The sequence below is a fragment of the Pseudomonas sp. AM14(2022) genome, assembly GCF_036346455.1.
Taxonomy (GTDB): domain Bacteria; phylum Pseudomonadota; class Gammaproteobacteria; order Pseudomonadales; family Pseudomonadaceae; genus Aquipseudomonas; species Aquipseudomonas putida_A.
In genome coordinates this window covers 240,385-258,426 of the sequence record NZ_JAOTNY010000008.1, presented here as the reverse complement: position 1 = coordinate 258,426, position 18,042 = coordinate 240,385, and the positions used below count along the sequence as shown (strand labels likewise).

Below are 18,042 nucleotides of genomic sequence, written 5' to 3'. Positions count from 1 at the left end.
GACGGTTGCGCACTAAACCCGCAAAATGCAACGATTCCGGCAATTATCGATGACGGTGTCACCAGCACCGTCGCTAAAGCCATCGTTCCAATCAGACTGGGCCTGCTGACTCTATGCGAATGCGCCTTATGTTACTGGGCGGCGGAAATGCCCTTGGGCAGGCGCTGATTCGCCTCGGTGCGGAAGAAGACATCGGTTTCCTCGCCCCCCGCCCGCCAGAAGACGGCTGGGATGCCGCGAGCCTGACGCAACTGCTCGACGATACCCGTCCGGATGCGTTGATCAACCTCGCCTACTATTTCGACTGGTTCCAGGCCGAGACCGTCAGCGAAAGCCGTTTGGCTGGGCAAGAACGCGCCATCGAGCGGCTGGCCGAGCTGTGCCAGCACCACAACATCATCCTCGTGCAGCCTTCCAGCTATCGGGTGTTCGACGGTTCGCGGGCGACCGCCTACAGCGAAAAAGACGAGCCGGTGCCGTTGGGCCTGCGCGGTCAGGCGCTGTGGCGCATCGAGCAAAGTGTTCGCGCCACTTGCCCGCAACACGTGTTGCTGCGCTTCGGCTGGCTGCTCGATGACAGCCCTGAAGGCACCCTCGGGCGCTTCCTCGCCCGCGCCGAACAACCGGACGAATTGCTCATGGCCGATGACCGCCGGGGCAATCCGACCCCGGTGGATGACGCGGCACGGGTGATCATTTCGGTGCTCAAGCAACTCGATTGCGCAGCGCCGCTGTGGGGCACTTACCATTACGCCGGCCACGAAGCGACCACGCCGCTGGCGCTCGGGCAGGCGATTCTGACCGAGGCGCGCAGCCTGCATCAGTTGGCAATCGAAGCGCCGACCGCTCAGGCCCATGCCGCGCGGCCGGACGCCGCCGAGGAACCGCAACACGCGGTACTCGCCTGCAAGAAAATTCTGCACACTTTCGGGATCAAGCCCCGCGCCTGGCGCGCCGCACTCCCGGCTTTACTGGATAGGTTTTATCGTCATGGCTGAAGGCCCTGTTTTAATCACCGGCGGCGCCGGTTTCATCGGCTCGCACCTGACGGATGCGTTGCTCGCCACCGGCCACTCGGTGCGGATTCTCGATGATCTGTCGACCGGCAAACGCAGCAACCTGCCGCTGGACAACCCGAAGGTCGAACTGATCGTCGGTGACGTCGCCGATGCCGCGCTGGTCGCGCAGGCCATGCAAGGCTGCAGCGCCGTTGCGCATTTGGCGGCAGTCGCTTCGGTGCAGGCGTCGGTGGACGATCCGGTGAAGACGCACCAGAGCAATTTCATCGGCACCCTGAATGTCTGCGAAGCCATGCGCCAGGCCGGGGTCAAGCGTGTGCTCTACGCCTCGAGCGCAGCGGTGTACGGCAACAACGGTGAAGGCGAGTCGATTGACGAAGAGACGCCAAAAGCCCCGCTGACGCCATATGCCTCGGACAAACTGGCCGGCGAGCACTACTTCGATTTCTACCGTCGTCAGCATGGTCTGGAGCCGGTGATCTTCCGCTTCTTCAACATCTTCGGCCCGCGCCAGGATCCCTCTTCGCCGTACTCCGGGGTCATCAGCATCTTCAGCGAGCGGGCACAGAAAGGTCTGCCGATCACGGTGTTCGGCGATGGCGAGCAGACCCGCGATTTCCTCTATGTCGAGGATCTGGTCGATGTGCTGGTGCAGGCGATCGACAAGCCTGAAGTGGAAGTGGGCGCGATGAACGTCGGCTGGAATCAGGCAATGAACCTCAAGCAGATGCTGCAAGCACTGCAGGAAGTGGTTGGCGAGTTGCCCCCGGTCAGCTACGGCCCGGCGCGCTCCGGCGACATCCGTCACTCGCGGGCGAACAACGCGCGTTTGCTGCAACGCTTCAAGCTGCCAGAGCCGACGCCGATGCGCGTGGGGCTGGCGCGGTTGCTGGGACGCTAAATCGAAAAAACAAAAAAGGCGCCTTTGCAGGCGCCTTTTTTGTGGGCGGGGTATCGCTTTGACGCTCGGTGCAATCCCTGTGGCGAGGGAGCTTGCTCCCGCTCGACTGCGCAGCAGTCGCAAATTCAGTCAACGCGGTTTTTCTGAAGCACCGCTTTTGCCTTGTTCAGGGCTGCTTCGCAGCCCAGCGGGAGCAAGCTCCCTCGCCACATTAGCCCGCATTCACCACCACGCGAATGTTCGACTGTTGCTTAGAACTTGTAGCCCAGACCCACCATGTACACAAACGGATCGACATCGACATTGACCTTGGCACGGGTGCCCGGTGCCACGGCGTTGTTCTCGACAGTCGCGCGGGTGTCGATGTCGATGTAGCGCACCTGGGCGTTGAGCATGATGTTGTCGGTCAGCATGTAGTCAGCGCCGACCTGCCAGGCCAGGCCCCAGGAGTTTTTCGCCTTGAAGTTGCTGAAGCCGTTGGACTGGGCTTCGCTGCCGACGTGCTCGTCGTAGATCCAGGTGTAGTTGATGCCGCCACCGATGTACGGCTGGAATGGCGATTTCGCATCCAGCGGGTAGTACACGACGCTGAGGGTGGGCGGCAGGTGTTTCAGGGTGCCGAGTTTGCCGTTGGCGGCTGGCAGCGCGGTGCCTTTGATCTTCACGTCATGTTCGAACGGAGACGCGGCCAGCAACTCGATACCGATGTTGTTGGTCAGCATGTAAGCGAAGTTCAGACCCAGTTGGGTGTCGCTGCTCATGGTCGCCTTGCCGCCCAGGTTGGTGCCGCTCAACGGACCCTGATCGACCTTGACATTGGAGCTGTCGGCCTTCGGGTTGACGGTGATCGCACCGGCGCGAACGATGATGTCGCCGGCTTCGTGAGCGTGGGCGAGCGGGGCTGCGAGCGCGAGGGCAAACAGCGAGGCGCTGAGCAAGGACTTGTTCATGGGGGCTCCAAAAGGACGTTAAAAGCTTCTGATGTCCTATGGTATGAAGCCAACTGATACGGTCTTTTGACTCAGCTCAATGAAACAGTGATGCCGCGGTTTTTTGTGGAACCTTGGCCGGCCCCTTCGCGAGCAAGCCCGCTCCCACTTTGGAACGCGGGCACCTGTGGGAGCGGGCTTGCTCGCGAAGAGGACGGATCAAACAATACAAAAACTACCGGGATTCACTCCGGCAGTTCATACACATAAATCTTGTCCGCCGCCATCTGATACCCGGCATCGGCCAGTTCGCTGGTGGACGCCTTGACCTGCAACGGTCCCTCGACCCAGTACGGCTGATACAGCTCGTCGAGCTTCACGCCCAGCTCGCTTTTCACATGCACGATCTGGTTAGACGGCGGTGGCGGCACGTGGATGCAGGCGCCGAAGTACGGCACCAGCAGGAAGTCGGTGGTACGTCCCTCTTCGTTGACCTCCAGCGGCACGATGTAGCCCGGCAGGCGGATGTTCTGCCCGTCGAGACTCTGCACCACCGGCGCGTTGGGCATGTCCTGCTTGGCGGCTGGCGCCGACTCGGCGGACAGCGCATCACTCATTTTCGACATGTCGTGCAACGGCGTCATGTTCGGCACTTCCGGCGCGGCGTCCGGCGGGATCATCTCCGACCAGGTCAGGTCTTTTGGCGCCGCTGCCCACACAGGCAGGGCAACCAGCAACAGCAGCGCAAGCACGGCGCGGGGCATGGTGAACATCCTCATAAACGGATCGACAGGCCATCGGCCAGGGATTGGCGATACGCGCGCCAGGCCGGCACGCTGCCCATCAGCAGCGCGGCCGCCAGAATGCCACCGAGCAGCGTCCATTCATACTCGCTCGGCCACGCCAGTGGCAGATACAAACCGTAATTGGCCTGCACATAACCCTGCGCGGCGGCGATGCCGATGTACAGCAAGGCCAGTCCGGCGATTACGCCGGTCAGCGCCAGGGCAAAGGCTTCCAGCACCAGCAGGCTTGCGATGTGCCAGGGCCGGGCACCGACCGAACGCAGAATCGCCATCTCGCGGCGACGCTCGTTGAGGCTGGTGAGAATCGCCGTGAGCATGCCGATCAACCCGGTTAGCACCACGAACAGCGAGACCACGAACAAGGCTTTTTCCGCAGTACTCATCAGGCTCCACAACTCCTGCAAGGCCACGCCCGGCAGGATCGCCAGCATCGGCTCACCACGGAATTCGTTGATCTCGCGTTGCAGGGCAAAGGTGGAAATCTTGCTGTTGAGGCCGAGCATGAACGCGGTGATCGCCTGTGGCGTCAGGTCCATGTTGCGTGCCTGATCTGCGGTGATCCGGCCGTTGCCCCGGGCCGGCACGCCGTTGTGCCAGTCGATGTGAATCGCCTCCATGCCGCCGAGGCTGATGTGCAACGTGCGATCTACCGGCGTGCCGGTGCGCTTGAGAATGCCGACCACGGTGAACGGTTTGTCGTCGTGTTTGACCAGACTGATCGCCGCCACGCCGTGGGCCAGCACCAGTTGGTCGCCGAGCTTGTAATGCAGCGCCTCGGCCACTTCGGCGCCGAGCACCACTTCGAACGGATCGGTGGCGAAGGCGCGGCCGTCGGCCAGTTCCAGGTGCTGCTGGCGGCCGTACTGGTAATGCTCGAAATACGCTTCAGTGGTGCCCATCACCCGGTAGCCGCGATGTGAATCGCCGAGGGACATCGGGATCGCCCACTTCACCTTCGGGTTGCTGGCGAAGTGTTCAAAGCTGTCCCAGCGGATGTTGTTGGTCGCGTTGCCGATGCGGAACACCGAATACAGCAGCAGGTTCACCGAACCTGAACGGGCGCCGACGATCAGGTCTGTGCCGCTGATGGTGCTGGCGAAACTGGCCTTGGCCTCGGTGCGCACGCGCTCGACGGCGAGCAACAGGCACACCGACAGGGCAATGGCGAACGCGGTGAGCAGGGCGGTAAAGCGGCGGTTGGCCAGGCTGGCCATGGCCAGACGAAACAGATACATCTCAGACCTCGGCAGACGTGGCGGCGCGATTGAGCTCGGCCAGGGACAGGTGACGGTCGAACAGCGGCGCCAGGCTCTGGTCGTGGCTGACGAACAACAGGCTCGATCCGGCTTCGCGGCATTCGGCGAACAGCAGACGGATAAAGTTTTCCCGGGCGTCGTAATCCAGCGCCGAGGTCGGTTCGTCGGCGATCACCAGTTCCGGTTGGCCGATCAAGGCACGAGCGGCGGCGACCCTTTGCTGTTGACCGATCGACAGCGAATCGGCGCGACGACCGAGGATGCTTTCATCTTTCAAGCCCAGGTGAGCGAGCAGGGTAGCGGCGGCCTGATCGACGCTGCCGTGACGCTGTTTCGCCCGCTCGGCACGCAATCTGGAGAAGTGGCACGGCAACTCGACGTTCTCGCGTACCGAAAGAAACGGCAGCAGGTTGAACTGCTGGAAGATGTAGCCGGTGTGATCGACGCGAAAGCGGTCGCGGGCGCCGGCACCCAGCTCGGTCAGTTCCTGGCCGAGCAGGCGAATGCTGCCGCGCCCGGGTTTCTGCACGCCACCGAGCAGGCCGAGCAGGGTGGTCTTGCCACTCCCGCTGGGGCCTTTGAGGAACAGGGTTTCGCCCGGTTCCAGGCGAAACGCCGGGATGTCCAGCAGCGGCGGGTGACCGGGCCAGTTGAAGCCCAGGTCGGACAGTTCGATGAGTGCTTGGGTCATGGCACCAATTTCATGGAGTGAACACATAACCCTGTGGGAGCGGGCTTGCTCGCGAATGCGGTGTGTCAGTCAACATAGATTTGGCTGATCCACCGCATTCGCGAGCAAGCCCGCTCCCACAGGGGATTTTCGGTGTGATCAGAAATTCAGGGACGCCGCCTTGGCCGTCACTTCCGTACCCTGCTGGCCGCTCGGGCCGATCAGTTGTACCTGAATTTTCTGAGTGGCCGGGAAGGTATTGAAGACGTTCGCCAGATCCAGCGTCTTCAAGGCACCTGGTGCAGCGCAACTGAATTGGTAGTGTGCGTGGATTTCGCTGTGATCGTGGTGATGCGCTTCACCACCCTTGGCATCTTCGTCGTGGTCATCATCGTCATGCTCGTCGGCAGCCGGTTTGTCGCCGAACAGCGGGCTTTCCAGTTCCTGGCTGGTGACCTTGCAACCGGCGGCGGCTGGCAGGCTAAACAGCGCCAGCGGGTTTTCCAGTTTGGTGCGCGCGGCCACGACTTTGGCTTTGTCGGCGTCGCTGGCGGCGGCGTGTTCGAAGCCCACCAGGTTCATCGCCGGGCTTTCCAGTTCCAGCTCCAGGGTCTGGCCGTCGAGTGCGGCGTTCAAGCGGCCGACGCCATGTTCGTGGGCGCCGAGGCTGCCGTGCTCATGGTCATGATCGTGCTCATCGGCGGCATGGGCGATGGCCAGCGGCAACAGGGCAAACGGCAAAGCGAGCAGCAGACGACGCATGGCGGTCTCCGGAAAGTAAAGTGAAGAGTTTGTTATGTAATCTTATAACGAAAGTTCGCAGAGTTTGCCCGTGCGCTTGGCGTTGCACAAGTCCCGTGGGAGCATGCAGGTCAGAAATGTGCAGGAGCGAAGCAGATGTTGCGGATACGCGGAACCGTCGGCGCGACGCCGGTGGATTTGACGGTGGAGCTGGATGACAGCGATTGGGTGAAGCTCGGCGCAGCCCTTGGCGCGCAGCCGCAGGGCGATCAGCCTGAAGCGGCATTGAGCACGCCGGCAGTGAAGCCACTGAACCAGGACGATGCGTTGTGGCAGGTCGCGCAGGATCTGTTGCGCAAGGCCGGGCAACTCAGCGGGCCAGATCTTCTGGAGCAGCTTGAGGGATTGACCGGCAGCGCGGCCGCAGGCAAACGCCTGCTGGTGCGCTTGCGCCACAGTTCACAGGTGAAAGTGGCGAGCGGCGGCGATACGCCGCTCTACAGCTGGGTCGAGTGAGCGGTTAGTACAGTGCAGCGAAGACCTTGCGCCGGTAAGCGGTCACCAGCGGATGATCGTTGCCCAGCAGTTCGAACACCTGCAGCAACGTCTTGTGCGGCAACCCTTCGCCGTAGCTACGGTTACGGATGAACAGCTTGAGCAACGCCTCCAGCGCCGCTTCGTATTGCTGACGCGCCAGTTGCTGGATCGCCAGTTGATACACCGCTTCGTCGTCTTGCGGATCTTTGGCCAGACGCGCCTTGAGGTCGGCAGCATCCGGCAGATCACGGGCAAGTCCCAGAAATTTGATCTGCGCCTTGGCCCCGGCCAGTGCAGCCTTGTGCTCATCGCTCTTGACCGCGTCGAGCACGGTTTGCGCTTCGTCCAGTTCGCCGCGCTCGGTCAGGCAGCGGGCGTAGAGGATCAGCGCCTTGGCGTTGCTGTTGTCTTCGGTGAGCATGACCACCAGCGCCGCTTCCGCGTCAGCGAAACGCCCTTCATCGAACAGCGCCTGCGCCTGTTCGAACGGATCGGCGCCGGCCGGCGGCGGCATTTGCACATGCGGCTCAAGCAACGCGCGCACTGCGGATTCCGGTTGCGCACCGGCAAAACCGTCCACCGGTTGACCGTCCTTGAACAGCACCACGGTTGGCAGGCTGCGGATGCCGAAGCGGGCGACGATGTCCTGTTCGATGTCGCAGTTGACCTTGGCCAGCAGCAGTTCGCCCTGATAGCTCTCGGCAATGCCTTGCAGCATCGGCATCAGCGCCTTGCACGGCGCACACCATTCGGCCCAGAAATCCACCAGCACCGGCTTGTTGAAGGAAGCTTCGATCACCGACTGGTCGAAATCGGCAGTCGTGGCGTCGAAGATGTACGGCGTTTGCTGACTCATGGGGGATCTCGTAAAAGCGTGGATGGGGCAACTATACGGCTTGGCGGGGTGTGGCCGGAAGCGGTCAGTCTTTGAGAGGTGTGTTGCCTGCCAGAATGCTTTCGCGAGCAGGCTCGCTCCCACATTTGGAATGCGTTACCCCTGTGGGAGCGAGCCTGCTCGCGAAGCTTTTAGTCACGCCGCGCATGGTAAAGACTGACATGTCTGAACTCTTCCGGCTCCGCCAGATCCGGCAAGGTCATCGCCTCAAGCATTTCGATTCGCTCATACAACGGATGGCGAAAATCCCGGACCCGTGAATCCGCCACCAGCGCCTCGCGGCCACGGCTGAGAAACGCATCGAGCAGCGGCAGGTTCTCGCGGTCGTAGAGCACATCCGCCACCAGGATCAGATCGAAGCGATCTGCCTCGGCAAAGAAGTCCGTCGAATAACTCATCTGCACATCATTGAGTTCAGCGTTGGCCCGGCACGCGGCAATTGCCAGCGGATCAAGATCACAGGCAACCACCTCCAACGCCCCGGCCTTCACCGCAGCAATCGCGGCGATCCCGGAACCGGCGCCGAAATCCAGCACCCGCTTGCCGCGCACCCATTCCGGGAACTCGGCCAGATAGCGCGCCACCGCCAGACCGCTGGCCCAGCAGAAGCTCCAATAGGGCGGTTCGTGGAGAATGCGCTGGGTTTCATCCGGGCTGAACTCGCGGTGCATGTTGTCACCGTCGATCAGCCACAGCTGCAGATCGGTATCCGGTAATGCGCAGGCCTTGAGCCGCGCATCACCGAGCAATTCACCCAGCGCCTGTTGCAGGTCGAGCGGTACGGTCATGGTGCTTTGACAAATTGCAGCTGGCCAAGCGCCTGAGTGGTCGGCTGGGTGATGGTTTGCGACGGCAGGTGCAGGATCAACTGACCCGACTGCGTGGCTCGCCCGCGCAGCTCAACCCGTGCGCCGGCCGGGAAGGCTTCCGGATTGAAACGCAGGCGAAACGGCAGGATCTGGTTGTTGCCGATCAGGCTGGAACTGGCGAGCAGTTGTTGCGGGCGCGACTTTTCATCGATCACCAGCAGCGCCAGTTCGACTTCGGCCCCGGCCGGCACGCCTTGCAGGGTGCCGCTCAGTTCCCGTTGATAGGCCGGCAGCGGACCAAGATCAGCGGCCTCGCGGGCTTTTTTCTGCGCCTGTTGTGGTGCAGGTCCCGGTGTTGGCGGTTGCGGCTTGGGCTTGTCGCTGCCGCAAGCCACCAGCAGGGCGAAAAGACTGAGCAAAACGAGCGGTCGTAGCGACATTGGCAGCTCCAGAAAATGAAATCCGTGGATCAAACGATCATGGCAGTCTGTATACCGCAAACCCTATGGCTTGTCTTGCCACCGGGATGCGCTACCATGGCCCTCCCTTTTTTTGTTGCCAGCCACCATGCACTGTCCCTTCTGCGGTGCCAACGACACCAAGGTCATCGACTCGCGTCTGGTCGCCGAGGGCGAACAGGTGCGCCGCCGGCGTGAATGCCTGGCCTGCGGCGAACGTTTCACGACATTCGAGACGGCCGAACTGGTGTTGCCGCGCCTGATCAAAACCGACGGCAGCCGCCAACCGTTCGACGAAGAAAAACTCCGCGCCGGCATGCAACGCGCGCTGGAGAAACGTCCGGTGAGCGTCGAGCGCCTCGAATCCTCTCTGGTTCACATCAAGCACAAGCTGCGCGCCACCGGCGAGCGCGAGGTCAAATCCCTCGTGGTCGGCGAACTGGTGATGGCCGAGCTGCAAAAGCTCGATGAAGTGGCCTACATCCGTTTCGCTTCGGTATACCGGCGCTTCCAGGACCTTAACGAGTTCCGTGAAGAGATCGACCGCCTCGCCCGCGAACCGGTGAAAGAATGACCCGCGCCGCCGAGCAGGCGATCCTCGACGCCCACTTCATGGCGCGCGCGCTGGAACTGGCGCGCAAGGGCCACTACACCACCCATCCCAATCCACGGGTTGGTTGCGTGATCGTGCGTGACGGGCAGATTGTCGGCGAAGGCTTTCACGAGCGCGCCGGCGAACCCCACGCCGAGGTCCACGCCCTGCGCGCTGCCGGTGAACTGGCCCGGGGCGCCACGGCTTACGTGACCCTTGAACCGTGCAGTCACCACGGGCGCACGCCGCCGTGCGCCGATGCGTTGGTGACTGCCGGGGTTGCTCGGGTGGTCGCCGCGATGCGCGATCCGAACCCACAGGTCGCCGGGCGTGGCTTGCAGCGTCTGGCTGATGCCGGGATCGCCACCGAAAGCGGCGTGCTGGAAGCCGAGGCGCGCCAGCTCAATCAAGGTTTCCTGAAACGCATGGAACATGGCTTGCCGTTCGTGCGGGTCAAGTTGGCGATGAGTCTCGACGGTCGCACGGCGATGGAAAGTGGCGAGAGCCAGTGGATCACCGGGCCGGCCGCGCGTTCCGCTGTGCAGCGTTTGCGCGCGCAGGCCGCCGTTGTATTAACCGGCGCTGACACCGTACTGGCCGACGGTGCGCGCCTGACCGTGCGCGCCGACGAACTGGGTCTGGATGCTGAACAAACCGCACGGGCCATGAGCCGTCCGCCGCTGCGGGTGCTGATCGACGGGCGCTTGCGGGTGCCGTTGGATGCGCCGTTCTTCAAGGCCGGCCCGGCGCTGGTCGCCACCTGCATGGCGGTCGAAGAGCAATACGCCAATGGCCCGGAATGCCTGATCGTGCCGGGTGACGACGGTCAGGTCGATCTGCATCAGTTGCTCATCGAACTGGCCAACCGTGGCGTCAACGAAGTGCTGGTCGAGGCTGGCCCACGCTTGGCCGGCGCGTTCGCGCAGCTTGGTCTGGTCGATGAGTTCGTGATCTTCATCGCCGGCAAGTTTCTCGGCTCCTCGGCGCGGCCGCTGCTGGACTGGCCGCTGGCCTATATGAAGGACGCTCCCGAGCTGAAAATCACTGAAATCCGCGCGGTTGGCGATGACTGGCGAGTCACTGCGACGCCAGTCGTTTCGGCGAGCGTATAATTCCCGGCCATCGCCTTAGCGCTGGCTTCGTTCTCAAGGAGAACCCCATGTTTACCGGCATCATCGAATCCATCGGCAGTATCCGTGCACTGACCCCCAAGGGCGGTGATGTGCGGGTGCATGTCGAAACCGGCAAGCTCGACCTGAGCGACGTCAAACTCGGCGACAGCATCGCGGTCAACGGCGTGTGCCTGACGGCGGTTGAACTGCCGGGCAACGGTTTTGCCGCCGACGTCAGCCGCGAAACCCTCGACTGCACCGCCATGAATGACCTGAAAAGCGGCAGCCCGGTCAATCTGGAAAAAGCCCTGACCCCGACCACCCGTCTCGGCGGGCATCTGGTCAGCGGTCACGTCGACGGTGTCGGCGAAGTGGTGTCGCGCAGCGACAATGCCCGCGCCGTCGAATTTCGCATCCGCGCGCCGAAAGAACTGGCCAAGTACATCGCCCATAAAGGCTCGATCACCGTCGACGGCACCAGCCTGACCGTGAACGCGGTCGATGGCGCCGAATTCCTGCTGACGATCATTCCGCACACCTTGAGCGAAACCATCATGGCTTCCTACAAGCCGGGCCGCCGGGTGAACCTGGAAGTCGATTTGCTGGCGCGTTATCTGGAGCGTTTGCTCCTCGGCGACAAGGCTGCTGAGCCAAGCGCTGGCGGTATTACTGAAAGCTTTCTGGCCGCCAACGGCTATCTCAAATCCTGACTGAAGGGGGTGCCTTGTGGCGCTCAATAGCATCGAAGAACTGGTTGAAGACATCCGCCAAGGCAAGATGGTCATCCTCATGGATGACGAAGACCGCGAGAACGAAGGCGACCTGATCATGGCCGCCGAATGCTGCAAGGCCGAGCACATCAACTTCATGGCCAAGCACGCCCGTGGCCTGATCTGCATGCCGATGAGCCGCGAGCGTTGCGAGCTGTTGAAGCTGCCACTGATGGCGCCACGCAACGGTTCCGGTTTCGGCACCAAGTTCACCGTATCGATCGAAGCCGCCGAAGGCGTCACCACCGGTATCTCCGCCGCCGACCGTGCGCGCACCGTGCAAGCGGCGGCGGCAAAAGACGCCAAGGCTGAAGACATCGTCAGCCCGGGCCACATCTTCCCTCTGATGGCCCAGGCCGGCGGCACCCTGGCGCGCGCTGGTCATACTGAAGCCGCCTGCGACCTGGCGCGCATGGCCGGTTTCGAACCAAGCGGCGTGATCTGCGAAGTGATGAACGACGACGGCACCATGTCCCGTCGCGCCGAGCTGGAAGCGTTTGCCGCCGAACACAACATCAAGATCGGCACCATCGCCGACCTGATTCACTACCGGATGATCCACGAACGTACCGTTCAGCGGATTGCCGAGCAGCCGCTGGACAGCGAACTGGGCCAATTCAACCTGGTGACCTATCGTGATTCGGTGGAAGGCGACGTGCACATGGCCCTCACGCTGGGCACCGTTTGCGCCGAGGAACCGACCCTGGTTCGCGTGCACAACATGGATCCGCTGCGCGACCTGCTGATGGTCAAGCAACCGGGCCGCTGGAGCCTGCGCGCCGCGATGGCTGCGGTGGCCGAGGCCGGCAGCGGTGTGGTGCTGTTGCTCGGCCACCCGCTGGACGGCGACGTGCTGCTGGCGCATATCCGCGAAACCGCTGATCAGGCGGCGGTGAAAAAGCCGACCACTTACAGCATCGTCGGTGCCGGTTCGCAGATCCTGCGTGACCTCGGCGTGCGCAAAATGCGCCTGATGTCTGCGCCAATGAAATTTAATGCGATATCCGGTTTCGATCTGGAAGTTGTAGAATACGTGCCCTCCGAATAATGACCCGGTTGTTTCCGGCATTGTTGACATGGATTCTTGTGGTGAGGGGATTCATCCCCGATGGGCTGCGCAGCGGCCCCAGTTTTGGGACTGCTACGCAGTCCATCGGGGATAAATCCCCTCGCCACAGCTAATATCACTGAGGGATGCGTACGAAACGCGTCCCGGCTCTTTAAGAGATCTGACGAATGACCCTGAAGACCATCGAAGGTACCTTCATCGCCCCTAAAGGCCGCTACGCTCTGGTAGTGGGCCGTTTCAACAGTTTCGTGGTTGAAAGCCTGGTCAGCGGTGCAGTTGATGCCCTGGTTCGCCACGGCGTGAGCGAAAGCGACATCACCATCATCCGCGCGCCTGGCGCCTTCGAAATCCCGCTGGTTGCGCAGAAAGTCGCCCAGAAAGGCGAGTTCGCAGCCATCATCGCCCTCGGCGCGGTCATTCGTGGCGGCACTCCACACTTCGAATACGTGGCAGGCGAGTGCACCAAGGGTCTGGCCCAGGTGTCCATGGAGTTCGGCGTACCGGTCGCGTTCGGCGTCCTGACCGTTGATTCCATCGAGCAAGCCATCGAACGTTCCGGCACCAAGGCCGGCAACAAAGGTGCTGAAGCTGCCCTGTCCGCTCTGGAAATGGTCAGCCTGCTGGCGCAGTTGGAGGCCAAGTGATTAGCGACGATAGCGATCGTTTCAACCCGCGCGATCCGAAACCTGCGGATGCCGGCAAGCCATCGAAAAGCGTCAAGCGTCGCGAAGCCCGTCAGCTCGCGACTCAGGCCCTGTATCAGTGGCACATGGCCAAGGCTTCGCTGAACGAGATCGAAGCGCAGTTCCGCGTTGATAACGATTTCACCGATGTCGACGGCGCGTATTTCCGCGAAATCCTCCACGGGGTTCCGCAGTTCAAGACTGAAATCGACACCGCGCTCAAGCCGTGCCTGGACATAGAAATCGAAGAGCTGGACCCGGTTGAACTGGCGGTTTTGCGGCTGTCCACCTGGGAACTGCTCAAGCGCGTCGATGTGCCGTACCGCGTGGTGATCAACGAAGGTATCGAGCTGGCGAAAGTCTTCGGTTCGACCGACGGCCACAAGTTCGTCAACGGCGTACTCGACAAGCTGGCTCCGCGCCTGCGTGAAGCTGAAGTGAAGGCGTTCAAGCGCTGATACGCGCTTGAGACCTCATGGGCGAGTTTGAGCTGATCCGCAATTTCTTCGCCGCCGCGCCTTGTGCGCAGGGCGGCGAGGGCGTTGCTCTGGGGATCGGCGACGACTGCGCCTTGCTCGCGGTTCCCCCCGGGGAACAGCTGGCGATTTCCACCGATACGCTGGTGGCCGGCGTGCATTTCGCCGATCCCTGCGATCCGTTTCTGCTCGGTCAGCGCTCGCTGGCCGTCGCGGTCAGCGATCTGGCCGCCATGGGCGCCACGCCCGTTGCCTTTACCCTTGCCCTGACTGTGCCGACGGTGACCGCCGATTGGCTGCAAGCCTATGCCCACGGTTTGAACCGCATGGCGCAGAGCTGCAGCATCGCGCTGGTCGGCGGCGACACCACGCGCGGGCCGTTGAGCCTGACGGTCACGGTGTTCGGTCGGGTGCCGGCAGGGCAGGCCTTGACCCGCAGCGGCGCACAACCGGGCGATCTGCTCTGCGTCGGCGGCGAGCTGGGCAATGCCGCCGGTGCCTTGCCGCTGGTGCTTGGCCAGCGTGAAGCCGCAACGGATATCGCCCAGCCGTTGCTCGATCATTACTGGTCGCCCCAGCCGCAACTGGCTCTTGGTCAGGCGCTGCGTGGCAAGGCCACTGCGGCTCTCGACATCTCCGACGGCCTGCTCGCCGACTGTGGGCATATCGCCCTGGCCTCGCAGGTTCGCCTCGAAGTTGAACGTGAACGCGTACCGTTGTCCGATGCTTTAGTGGCTTTTCTCGGTCAGCGCGGCGCGGAACGGGCGGCGTTGAGCGGCGGCGATGACTATGTGCTGGCCTTCACGCTACCGTCCGTCGAGTTGCCGGCACTGCTGGCCGATGGCTGGCCGATCCATGTGATCGGGCGTGTGGCGCAGGGCCAGGGTGTGGTCCTGCTGGATCGCGAAGGACACGACATCACCCCGCAAATCCGGGGTTATCAACATTTTCAGGAGACACCGTGACAGATCACCCGAAACAGGTTCCGGCCGAATTCGTTCCGCCGTCGGTCTGGCGCAATCCCTGGCATTTCCTCGCGTTCGGCTTTGGCTCCGGCACCTTGCCGAAAGCGCCGGGCACGTGGGGTTCGTTAGTTGCGCTACCCTTTATCCCGTTGTGGCAGATGTTGCCCGACTGGGGTTACTGGCTGATGCTCGGAATCACCATGCTGTTCGGCTTCTGGCTGTGCGGCAAGGTCGCCGACGATCTGCGGGTCCACGACCATGAAGGCATCGTCTGGGACGAAATGGTCGGGATGTGGATCACCCTGTGGCTGGTGCCGGAGGGCTGGTACTGGTTGCTCGCGGGGTTCCTGGTGTTCCGCTTTTTCGACATTCTCAAGCCATGGCCGATCCGCTGGATCGACCGGCATGTTCATGGCGGCGTCGGCATCATGCTCGACGACGTGTTGGCCGGCGTATTCGCCTGGCTGGCAATGCAGGGACTGGTGTGGATTTTCGCCTGATCCGGATCGTCAGGGTTAAGTGAGGAAACTAGGGATGGCTCGACGCTGGTTGGCGCTTGTGATGTTTACCTTGCTGGGCACTGTCGCCAGTGCGCAGGAAGCTGCGCCGACGCCCGCGGTCATCCATCTGGCTAGCGAAGACTGGGAAGACTACACCGCCGCCGACGGTCATGGCCTGGGCTGGGACGTGCTGCGCAAGGTGTTCGAACCGGCCGGGGTGAAACTCGACATTCGCAGCGAACCATACACTCGTTCAGTTGGGCTGGCCCAGCGTGGCGAGGTCGATGCTTGTGTCGGTTCTTATCATGAAGAATTCAGCGACCTGCTCTATCCGCGCTGGAATTTCGACACCGACCACATCTACGCCCTGGGCCTGGCAAGTAATCCAGCACCGACCCCGGAAACCCTCGGTCAATATCGGCTGGCCTGGGTTCGTGGTTACGACTATCAGAATTATCTGCCCGGCGTGCGCAACTTCAACGAGGTCGTGCGACGTACCGGGATCCTCTCGATGCTCACCCACAACCGCGCCGACTATTACATCGATGCTTTGACCGAAATCGATTACGTGCTTGGCCGGGCCAGGGATCCGACGCAGTTTCGCAAAACGCATATCGCCGAACTGCCGCTGTACCTGTGCTTCGCCAACACACCGCAATCGCGCACGTTGATGGCAGTGTTCGACCGACGCATGGAGCAGTTGGTGAAGAGCGGCGAGCTGAAGCCAATTTTCGAACAGTGGAAGCAGCCGTATCCATTCGAGTCGAAATGACAGGGCCGTCCCCCCTGTGGGAGCGGGCTTGCTCGCGAATGCGGTGTGTCAGCCAGCCTATTGAACGACTGACACGACGCTTTCGCGAGCAAGCCCGCTCCCACAGGGTTTTGTACTGCCCGGGTGTTATCAAACTTTTTGATCGTTATGCCCGATAATTCAGCCTAAGCGTCTGCAGGAACCTGCTGTTACAATGCCGGCCTGCGAATCTTCAGACTTTTAGATCAGGAGCACACCGGTGCCTGTCGTTTTTGTCGCCGCTTCCAAGCTGCCAACGCCTTTTGCGCAATTCACCATGCACGGTTTTCTCGATGAGGCTACCGGCCGCGAGCACGTTGTGCTGAGCCTGGGTGATTTCGCCGACGGTGCCCCGGTTCTCGGCCGGTTGCACTCCGAGTGCCTGACCGGTGACGCCCTGTTCAGCCAGCGCTGCGACTGTGGCTCGCAACTCGAAGCGGCGCTCAAGGCCATCGCCCGTGAAGGCCGTGGCGTGCTGCTGTACCTGCGTCAGGAAGGTCGCGGCATCGGTCTGCTGAACAAGATCCGCGCCTACGAGTTGCAGGACGGCGGCGCCGACACCGTTGAAGCCAACGAGCGTCTGGGCTTTGCCGCCGATCAGCGTGACTACGCCATGTGCCTGCCGATGCTCGAGCATCTGGGCGTGAAGTCGCTGCGTCTGATGACCAACAACCCGCGCAAGGTCAAAGCCCTGACCGACATGGGCATCGTCGTCGCCGAGCGCGTGCCGCTGCACACCGGCCACAACCCGCACAACAAACTGTACCTGGCGACCAAGGCCAGCAAGCTCGACCACATGATGGGCAACGAGCATCAGGGCGAGGTCGACCGCGCGTGACCCGCGGTCAGGTGCGACGCCGCCTGGCGGTCGACTGGTGGAAATACCTGGCGCTGGCGCTGCTGCCGCTGTTTGTCCTCAATGGCCTGTTCGGCCAGGGCGCAGGCATTCTGCCGGTGCTGGCCATGCCGTTGTTCATTGCCGGCGTGGCCTCGATGTTTGTCAGCCTGAAGTTTTTCGGCCGCTACAAGCACGCGCTGATCGCCACGCAAAAAGCCCTTGATACCCCCGACGAACCGGCGGCCTGGATTGCCTTGGCGGCCCGGCGTCGCAGTGCATTTCTCGCGGCCGCATTGCCGGCATGGATCGGCGCGCTGGCGGTGTTCGTCGGCCTTGAAGCCGTACCGCTGATGCTGCTGGCGTTGTCCACGGCGGTGCTGTTCTACCTCTATCGCATCCCGCGTCAACTCGGCTGATGCGTCATCTGTGGCTGGCGGTTCTGCTGCTGGCCTGCGCCGGCCCGGTGCTGGCGAGTCTGCGAGTGGTCAGTCTCGCGCCTTCTCTGTCTGAAATCGTTGTTGAGCTGGGCTCGGCCGATCTGCTGGTTGGCGTGCTCGATGCCGGCGAGCGTCCGGCGGCGCTCAAGGATGTCCCGTCAGTGGGGCGCTACGGTCAGCTGGACATGGAGCGTCTGCTCAGTTTGAAGCCCGATTTGCTGCTGCTGTGGCCCGGCAGTGTCGGCCCGGCACAACGCGATCAGCTCAAACGCCTGAACATTCCGACCTACGTCGCCGAGCCGCACAATCTCGAACAGCTTTCTGCACAGATCGAGACGATTGCCGCGCAACTGGGGCGACCTGAGCGTGGGACGAAACTGGCGGCGGATTTACGCAGGAAGCTCGATGACCTGCGCCAGCGCTATCGCCGGGCCACGCCGCTGAAGGTGTTCTATCAAGTCTGGGACAAGCCGTTGTACACCGTCGGTGGCGGGCAGATCATCAGCGATGCGCTCGAAGTCTGCGGCGCACGCAATGTGTTTGCCGATCTGAGTTTGCCGGCGCCGCAGGTGAGTATCGAAGCTGTGTTACAGCGCAATCCCGAGGTGATTCTGGCCGGTGATCAGGCCCAGCTCGATGCGTGGAAGGCCTGGCCGCAGGTAGCCGCAGTGAAGCAAGGGAAACTACTGTTGGTTACCGATAAAGGCCTTGAGCGCCCAAGCGGCCAGATGATCGAAGCCACCGCCAAACTCTGCCATTTGATTGCGCCTGAGCGCTGAGACCGAGGTG

The 18,042-nt window shown here is 62.3% G+C and carries 23 protein-coding genes; 15 read left to right on the top strand and 8 right to left on the bottom strand.

The features are described from left to right. The first annotated feature begins 113 nt into the window (after nucleotides 1-113). Together V3W27_RS17970 and V3W27_RS17965 are read left to right on the top strand one after the other, a co-directional pair. The gene (locus V3W27_RS17970) at nucleotides 114-998 is read left to right on the top strand and encodes a sugar nucleotide-binding protein (protein ID WP_027612945.1); all 885 of its coding nucleotides are present in this window, start codon (nucleotides 114-116) and stop codon (nucleotides 996-998) included. Beyond that, the gene (locus tag V3W27_RS17965; protein ID WP_247268922.1) at nucleotides 991-1,920 is read left to right on the top strand and encodes an NAD-dependent epimerase/dehydratase family protein; all 930 of its coding nucleotides are present in this window, start codon (nucleotides 991-993) and stop codon (nucleotides 1,918-1,920) included. Before V3W27_RS17970 ends, V3W27_RS17965 begins: the two co-directional genes overlap by 8 nt. A 251-nt stretch (nucleotides 1,921-2,171) precedes the next feature. Here V3W27_RS17965 and V3W27_RS17960 read toward each other — a convergent pair whose 3' ends face one another. The 5 genes from V3W27_RS17960 to V3W27_RS17940 form a co-directional block, all read right to left on the bottom strand. Beyond that, on the bottom strand, nucleotides 2,172-2,870 hold the full coding sequence (locus tag V3W27_RS17960; RefSeq protein WP_027612943.1) for an OmpW/AlkL family protein: 699 nt from the start codon (nucleotides 2,868-2,870) through the stop codon (nucleotides 2,172-2,174). Nucleotides 2,871-3,094: 224 nt separating this feature from the next. Then, nucleotides 3,095-3,613 carry a DUF3299 domain-containing protein gene (locus V3W27_RS17955; protein WP_003228673.1) on the bottom strand — a complete coding sequence of 173 codons (519 nt, stop codon included), beginning with the start codon at nucleotides 3,611-3,613 and terminating at the stop codon, nucleotides 3,095-3,097. 11 nt (nucleotides 3,614-3,624) lie between these two features. After that, nucleotides 3,625-4,890, bottom strand: coding sequence for an ABC transporter permease (locus V3W27_RS17950; protein ID WP_247268921.1), 1,266 nt, complete (start codon nucleotides 4,888-4,890; stop codon nucleotides 3,625-3,627). A 1-nt stretch (nucleotide 4,891) separates the two neighbouring features. Then, nucleotides 4,892-5,602 (bottom strand): ABC transporter ATP-binding protein, encoded by a 711-nt coding sequence (locus tag V3W27_RS17945; RefSeq protein ID WP_003228669.1) that lies wholly within the window; start codon nucleotides 5,600-5,602, stop codon nucleotides 4,892-4,894. Nucleotides 5,603-5,740: 138 nt separating this feature from the next. Continuing rightward, nucleotides 5,741-6,343 carry a DUF2796 domain-containing protein gene (locus V3W27_RS17940; RefSeq protein WP_330207178.1) on the bottom strand — a complete coding sequence of 201 codons (603 nt, stop codon included), beginning with the start codon at nucleotides 6,341-6,343 and terminating at the stop codon, nucleotides 5,741-5,743. A gap of 135 nt (nucleotides 6,344-6,478) precedes the next feature. Here V3W27_RS17940 and V3W27_RS17935 point away from each other — a divergent pair, with 135 nt between their 5' ends. Beyond that, on the top strand, nucleotides 6,479-6,838 hold the full coding sequence (locus tag V3W27_RS17935; RefSeq protein ID WP_115988796.1) for a hypothetical protein: 360 nt from the start codon (nucleotides 6,479-6,481) through the stop codon (nucleotides 6,836-6,838). A 4-nt stretch (nucleotides 6,839-6,842) separates the two neighbouring features. Here the strand turns inward: V3W27_RS17935 and trxA are convergent, their stop codons facing one another. The 3 genes from trxA to V3W27_RS17920 form a co-directional block, all read right to left on the bottom strand. Beyond that, nucleotides 6,843-7,715, bottom strand: a complete 873-nt coding sequence (gene trxA, locus V3W27_RS17930; RefSeq protein WP_330207177.1) for a thioredoxin — start codon at nucleotides 7,713-7,715, stop codon at nucleotides 6,843-6,845. Between the two features lie 170 nt (nucleotides 7,716-7,885). Next, on the bottom strand, nucleotides 7,886-8,542 hold the full coding sequence (locus tag V3W27_RS17925; RefSeq protein ID WP_247268918.1) for a class I SAM-dependent methyltransferase: 657 nt from the start codon (nucleotides 8,540-8,542) through the stop codon (nucleotides 7,886-7,888). Continuing rightward, nucleotides 8,539-9,003, bottom strand: a complete 465-nt coding sequence (locus V3W27_RS17920) for a YbaY family lipoprotein (RefSeq protein ID WP_027612936.1) — start codon at nucleotides 9,001-9,003, stop codon at nucleotides 8,539-8,541. Before V3W27_RS17920 ends, V3W27_RS17925 begins: the two co-directional genes overlap by 4 nt. Nucleotides 9,004-9,130: 127 nt before the next feature. On the opposite strand from V3W27_RS17920, the gene nrdR reads away from it, so the two are divergent. The 12 genes from nrdR to V3W27_RS17860 all read left to right on the top strand — a co-directional run bounded on the left by nrdR (nucleotide 9,131) and on the right by V3W27_RS17860 (nucleotide 18,032). Further along, nucleotides 9,131-9,595 (top strand): transcriptional regulator NrdR, encoded by a 465-nt coding sequence (gene nrdR, locus V3W27_RS17915; RefSeq protein ID WP_003228656.1) that lies wholly within the window; start codon nucleotides 9,131-9,133, stop codon nucleotides 9,593-9,595. Then, nucleotides 9,592-10,725, top strand: coding sequence for a bifunctional diaminohydroxyphosphoribosylaminopyrimidine deaminase/5-amino-6-(5-phosphoribosylamino)uracil reductase RibD (gene ribD / locus V3W27_RS17910; protein ID WP_330207176.1), 1,134 nt, complete (start codon nucleotides 9,592-9,594; stop codon nucleotides 10,723-10,725). The genes nrdR and ribD overlap by 4 nt, the downstream gene beginning before the upstream one ends. 47 nt (nucleotides 10,726-10,772) lie before the next feature. Further along, on the top strand, nucleotides 10,773-11,435 hold the full coding sequence (locus V3W27_RS17905) for a riboflavin synthase (protein WP_095139117.1): 663 nt from the start codon (nucleotides 10,773-10,775) through the stop codon (nucleotides 11,433-11,435). Nucleotides 11,436-11,451: 16 nt separating this feature from the next. Next, nucleotides 11,452-12,543, top strand: a complete 1,092-nt coding sequence (gene ribBA, locus V3W27_RS17900) for a bifunctional 3,4-dihydroxy-2-butanone-4-phosphate synthase/GTP cyclohydrolase II (protein ID WP_007966103.1) — start codon at nucleotides 11,452-11,454, stop codon at nucleotides 12,541-12,543. Nucleotides 12,544-12,731: 188 nt separating this feature from the next. After that, nucleotides 12,732-13,208, top strand: coding sequence for a 6,7-dimethyl-8-ribityllumazine synthase (ribH, locus tag V3W27_RS17895; RefSeq protein WP_003228649.1), 477 nt, complete (start codon nucleotides 12,732-12,734; stop codon nucleotides 13,206-13,208). Next, the gene (gene nusB / locus V3W27_RS17890; RefSeq protein WP_123588845.1) at nucleotides 13,205-13,705 is read left to right on the top strand and encodes a transcription antitermination factor NusB; all 501 of its coding nucleotides are present in this window, start codon (nucleotides 13,205-13,207) and stop codon (nucleotides 13,703-13,705) included. Before ribH ends, nusB begins: the two co-directional genes overlap by 4 nt. Nucleotides 13,706-13,722: 17 nt before the next feature. Continuing rightward, entirely contained in the window at nucleotides 13,723-14,688 is a 966-nt protein-coding gene (thiL, locus tag V3W27_RS17885; RefSeq protein ID WP_096796330.1) for a thiamine-phosphate kinase, read from the top strand. Then, complete coding sequence (locus V3W27_RS17880; RefSeq protein ID WP_007910933.1) at nucleotides 14,685-15,188, top strand: phosphatidylglycerophosphatase A family protein; 504 nt, start codon at nucleotides 14,685-14,687, stop codon at nucleotides 15,186-15,188. Before thiL ends, V3W27_RS17880 begins: the two co-directional genes overlap by 4 nt. A 34-nt stretch (nucleotides 15,189-15,222) precedes the next feature. Then, the gene (locus V3W27_RS17875) at nucleotides 15,223-15,960 is read left to right on the top strand and encodes a substrate-binding periplasmic protein (protein WP_330207175.1); all 738 of its coding nucleotides are present in this window, start codon (nucleotides 15,223-15,225) and stop codon (nucleotides 15,958-15,960) included. A gap of 238 nt (nucleotides 15,961-16,198) precedes the next feature. Next, complete coding sequence (gene ribA, locus V3W27_RS17870; protein ID WP_027612931.1) at nucleotides 16,199-16,816, top strand: GTP cyclohydrolase II; 618 nt, start codon at nucleotides 16,199-16,201, stop codon at nucleotides 16,814-16,816. Beyond that, on the top strand, nucleotides 16,813-17,232 hold the full coding sequence (locus tag V3W27_RS17865; RefSeq protein WP_330207174.1) for an MFS transporter: 420 nt from the start codon (nucleotides 16,813-16,815) through the stop codon (nucleotides 17,230-17,232). Before ribA ends, V3W27_RS17865 begins: the two co-directional genes overlap by 4 nt. Then, nucleotides 17,232-18,032, top strand: coding sequence for a cobalamin-binding protein (locus tag V3W27_RS17860; RefSeq protein ID WP_330207173.1), 801 nt, complete (start codon nucleotides 17,232-17,234; stop codon nucleotides 18,030-18,032). Before V3W27_RS17865 ends, V3W27_RS17860 begins: the two co-directional genes overlap by 1 nt. The last annotated feature ends 10 nt before the right edge of the window (nucleotides 18,033-18,042 follow it).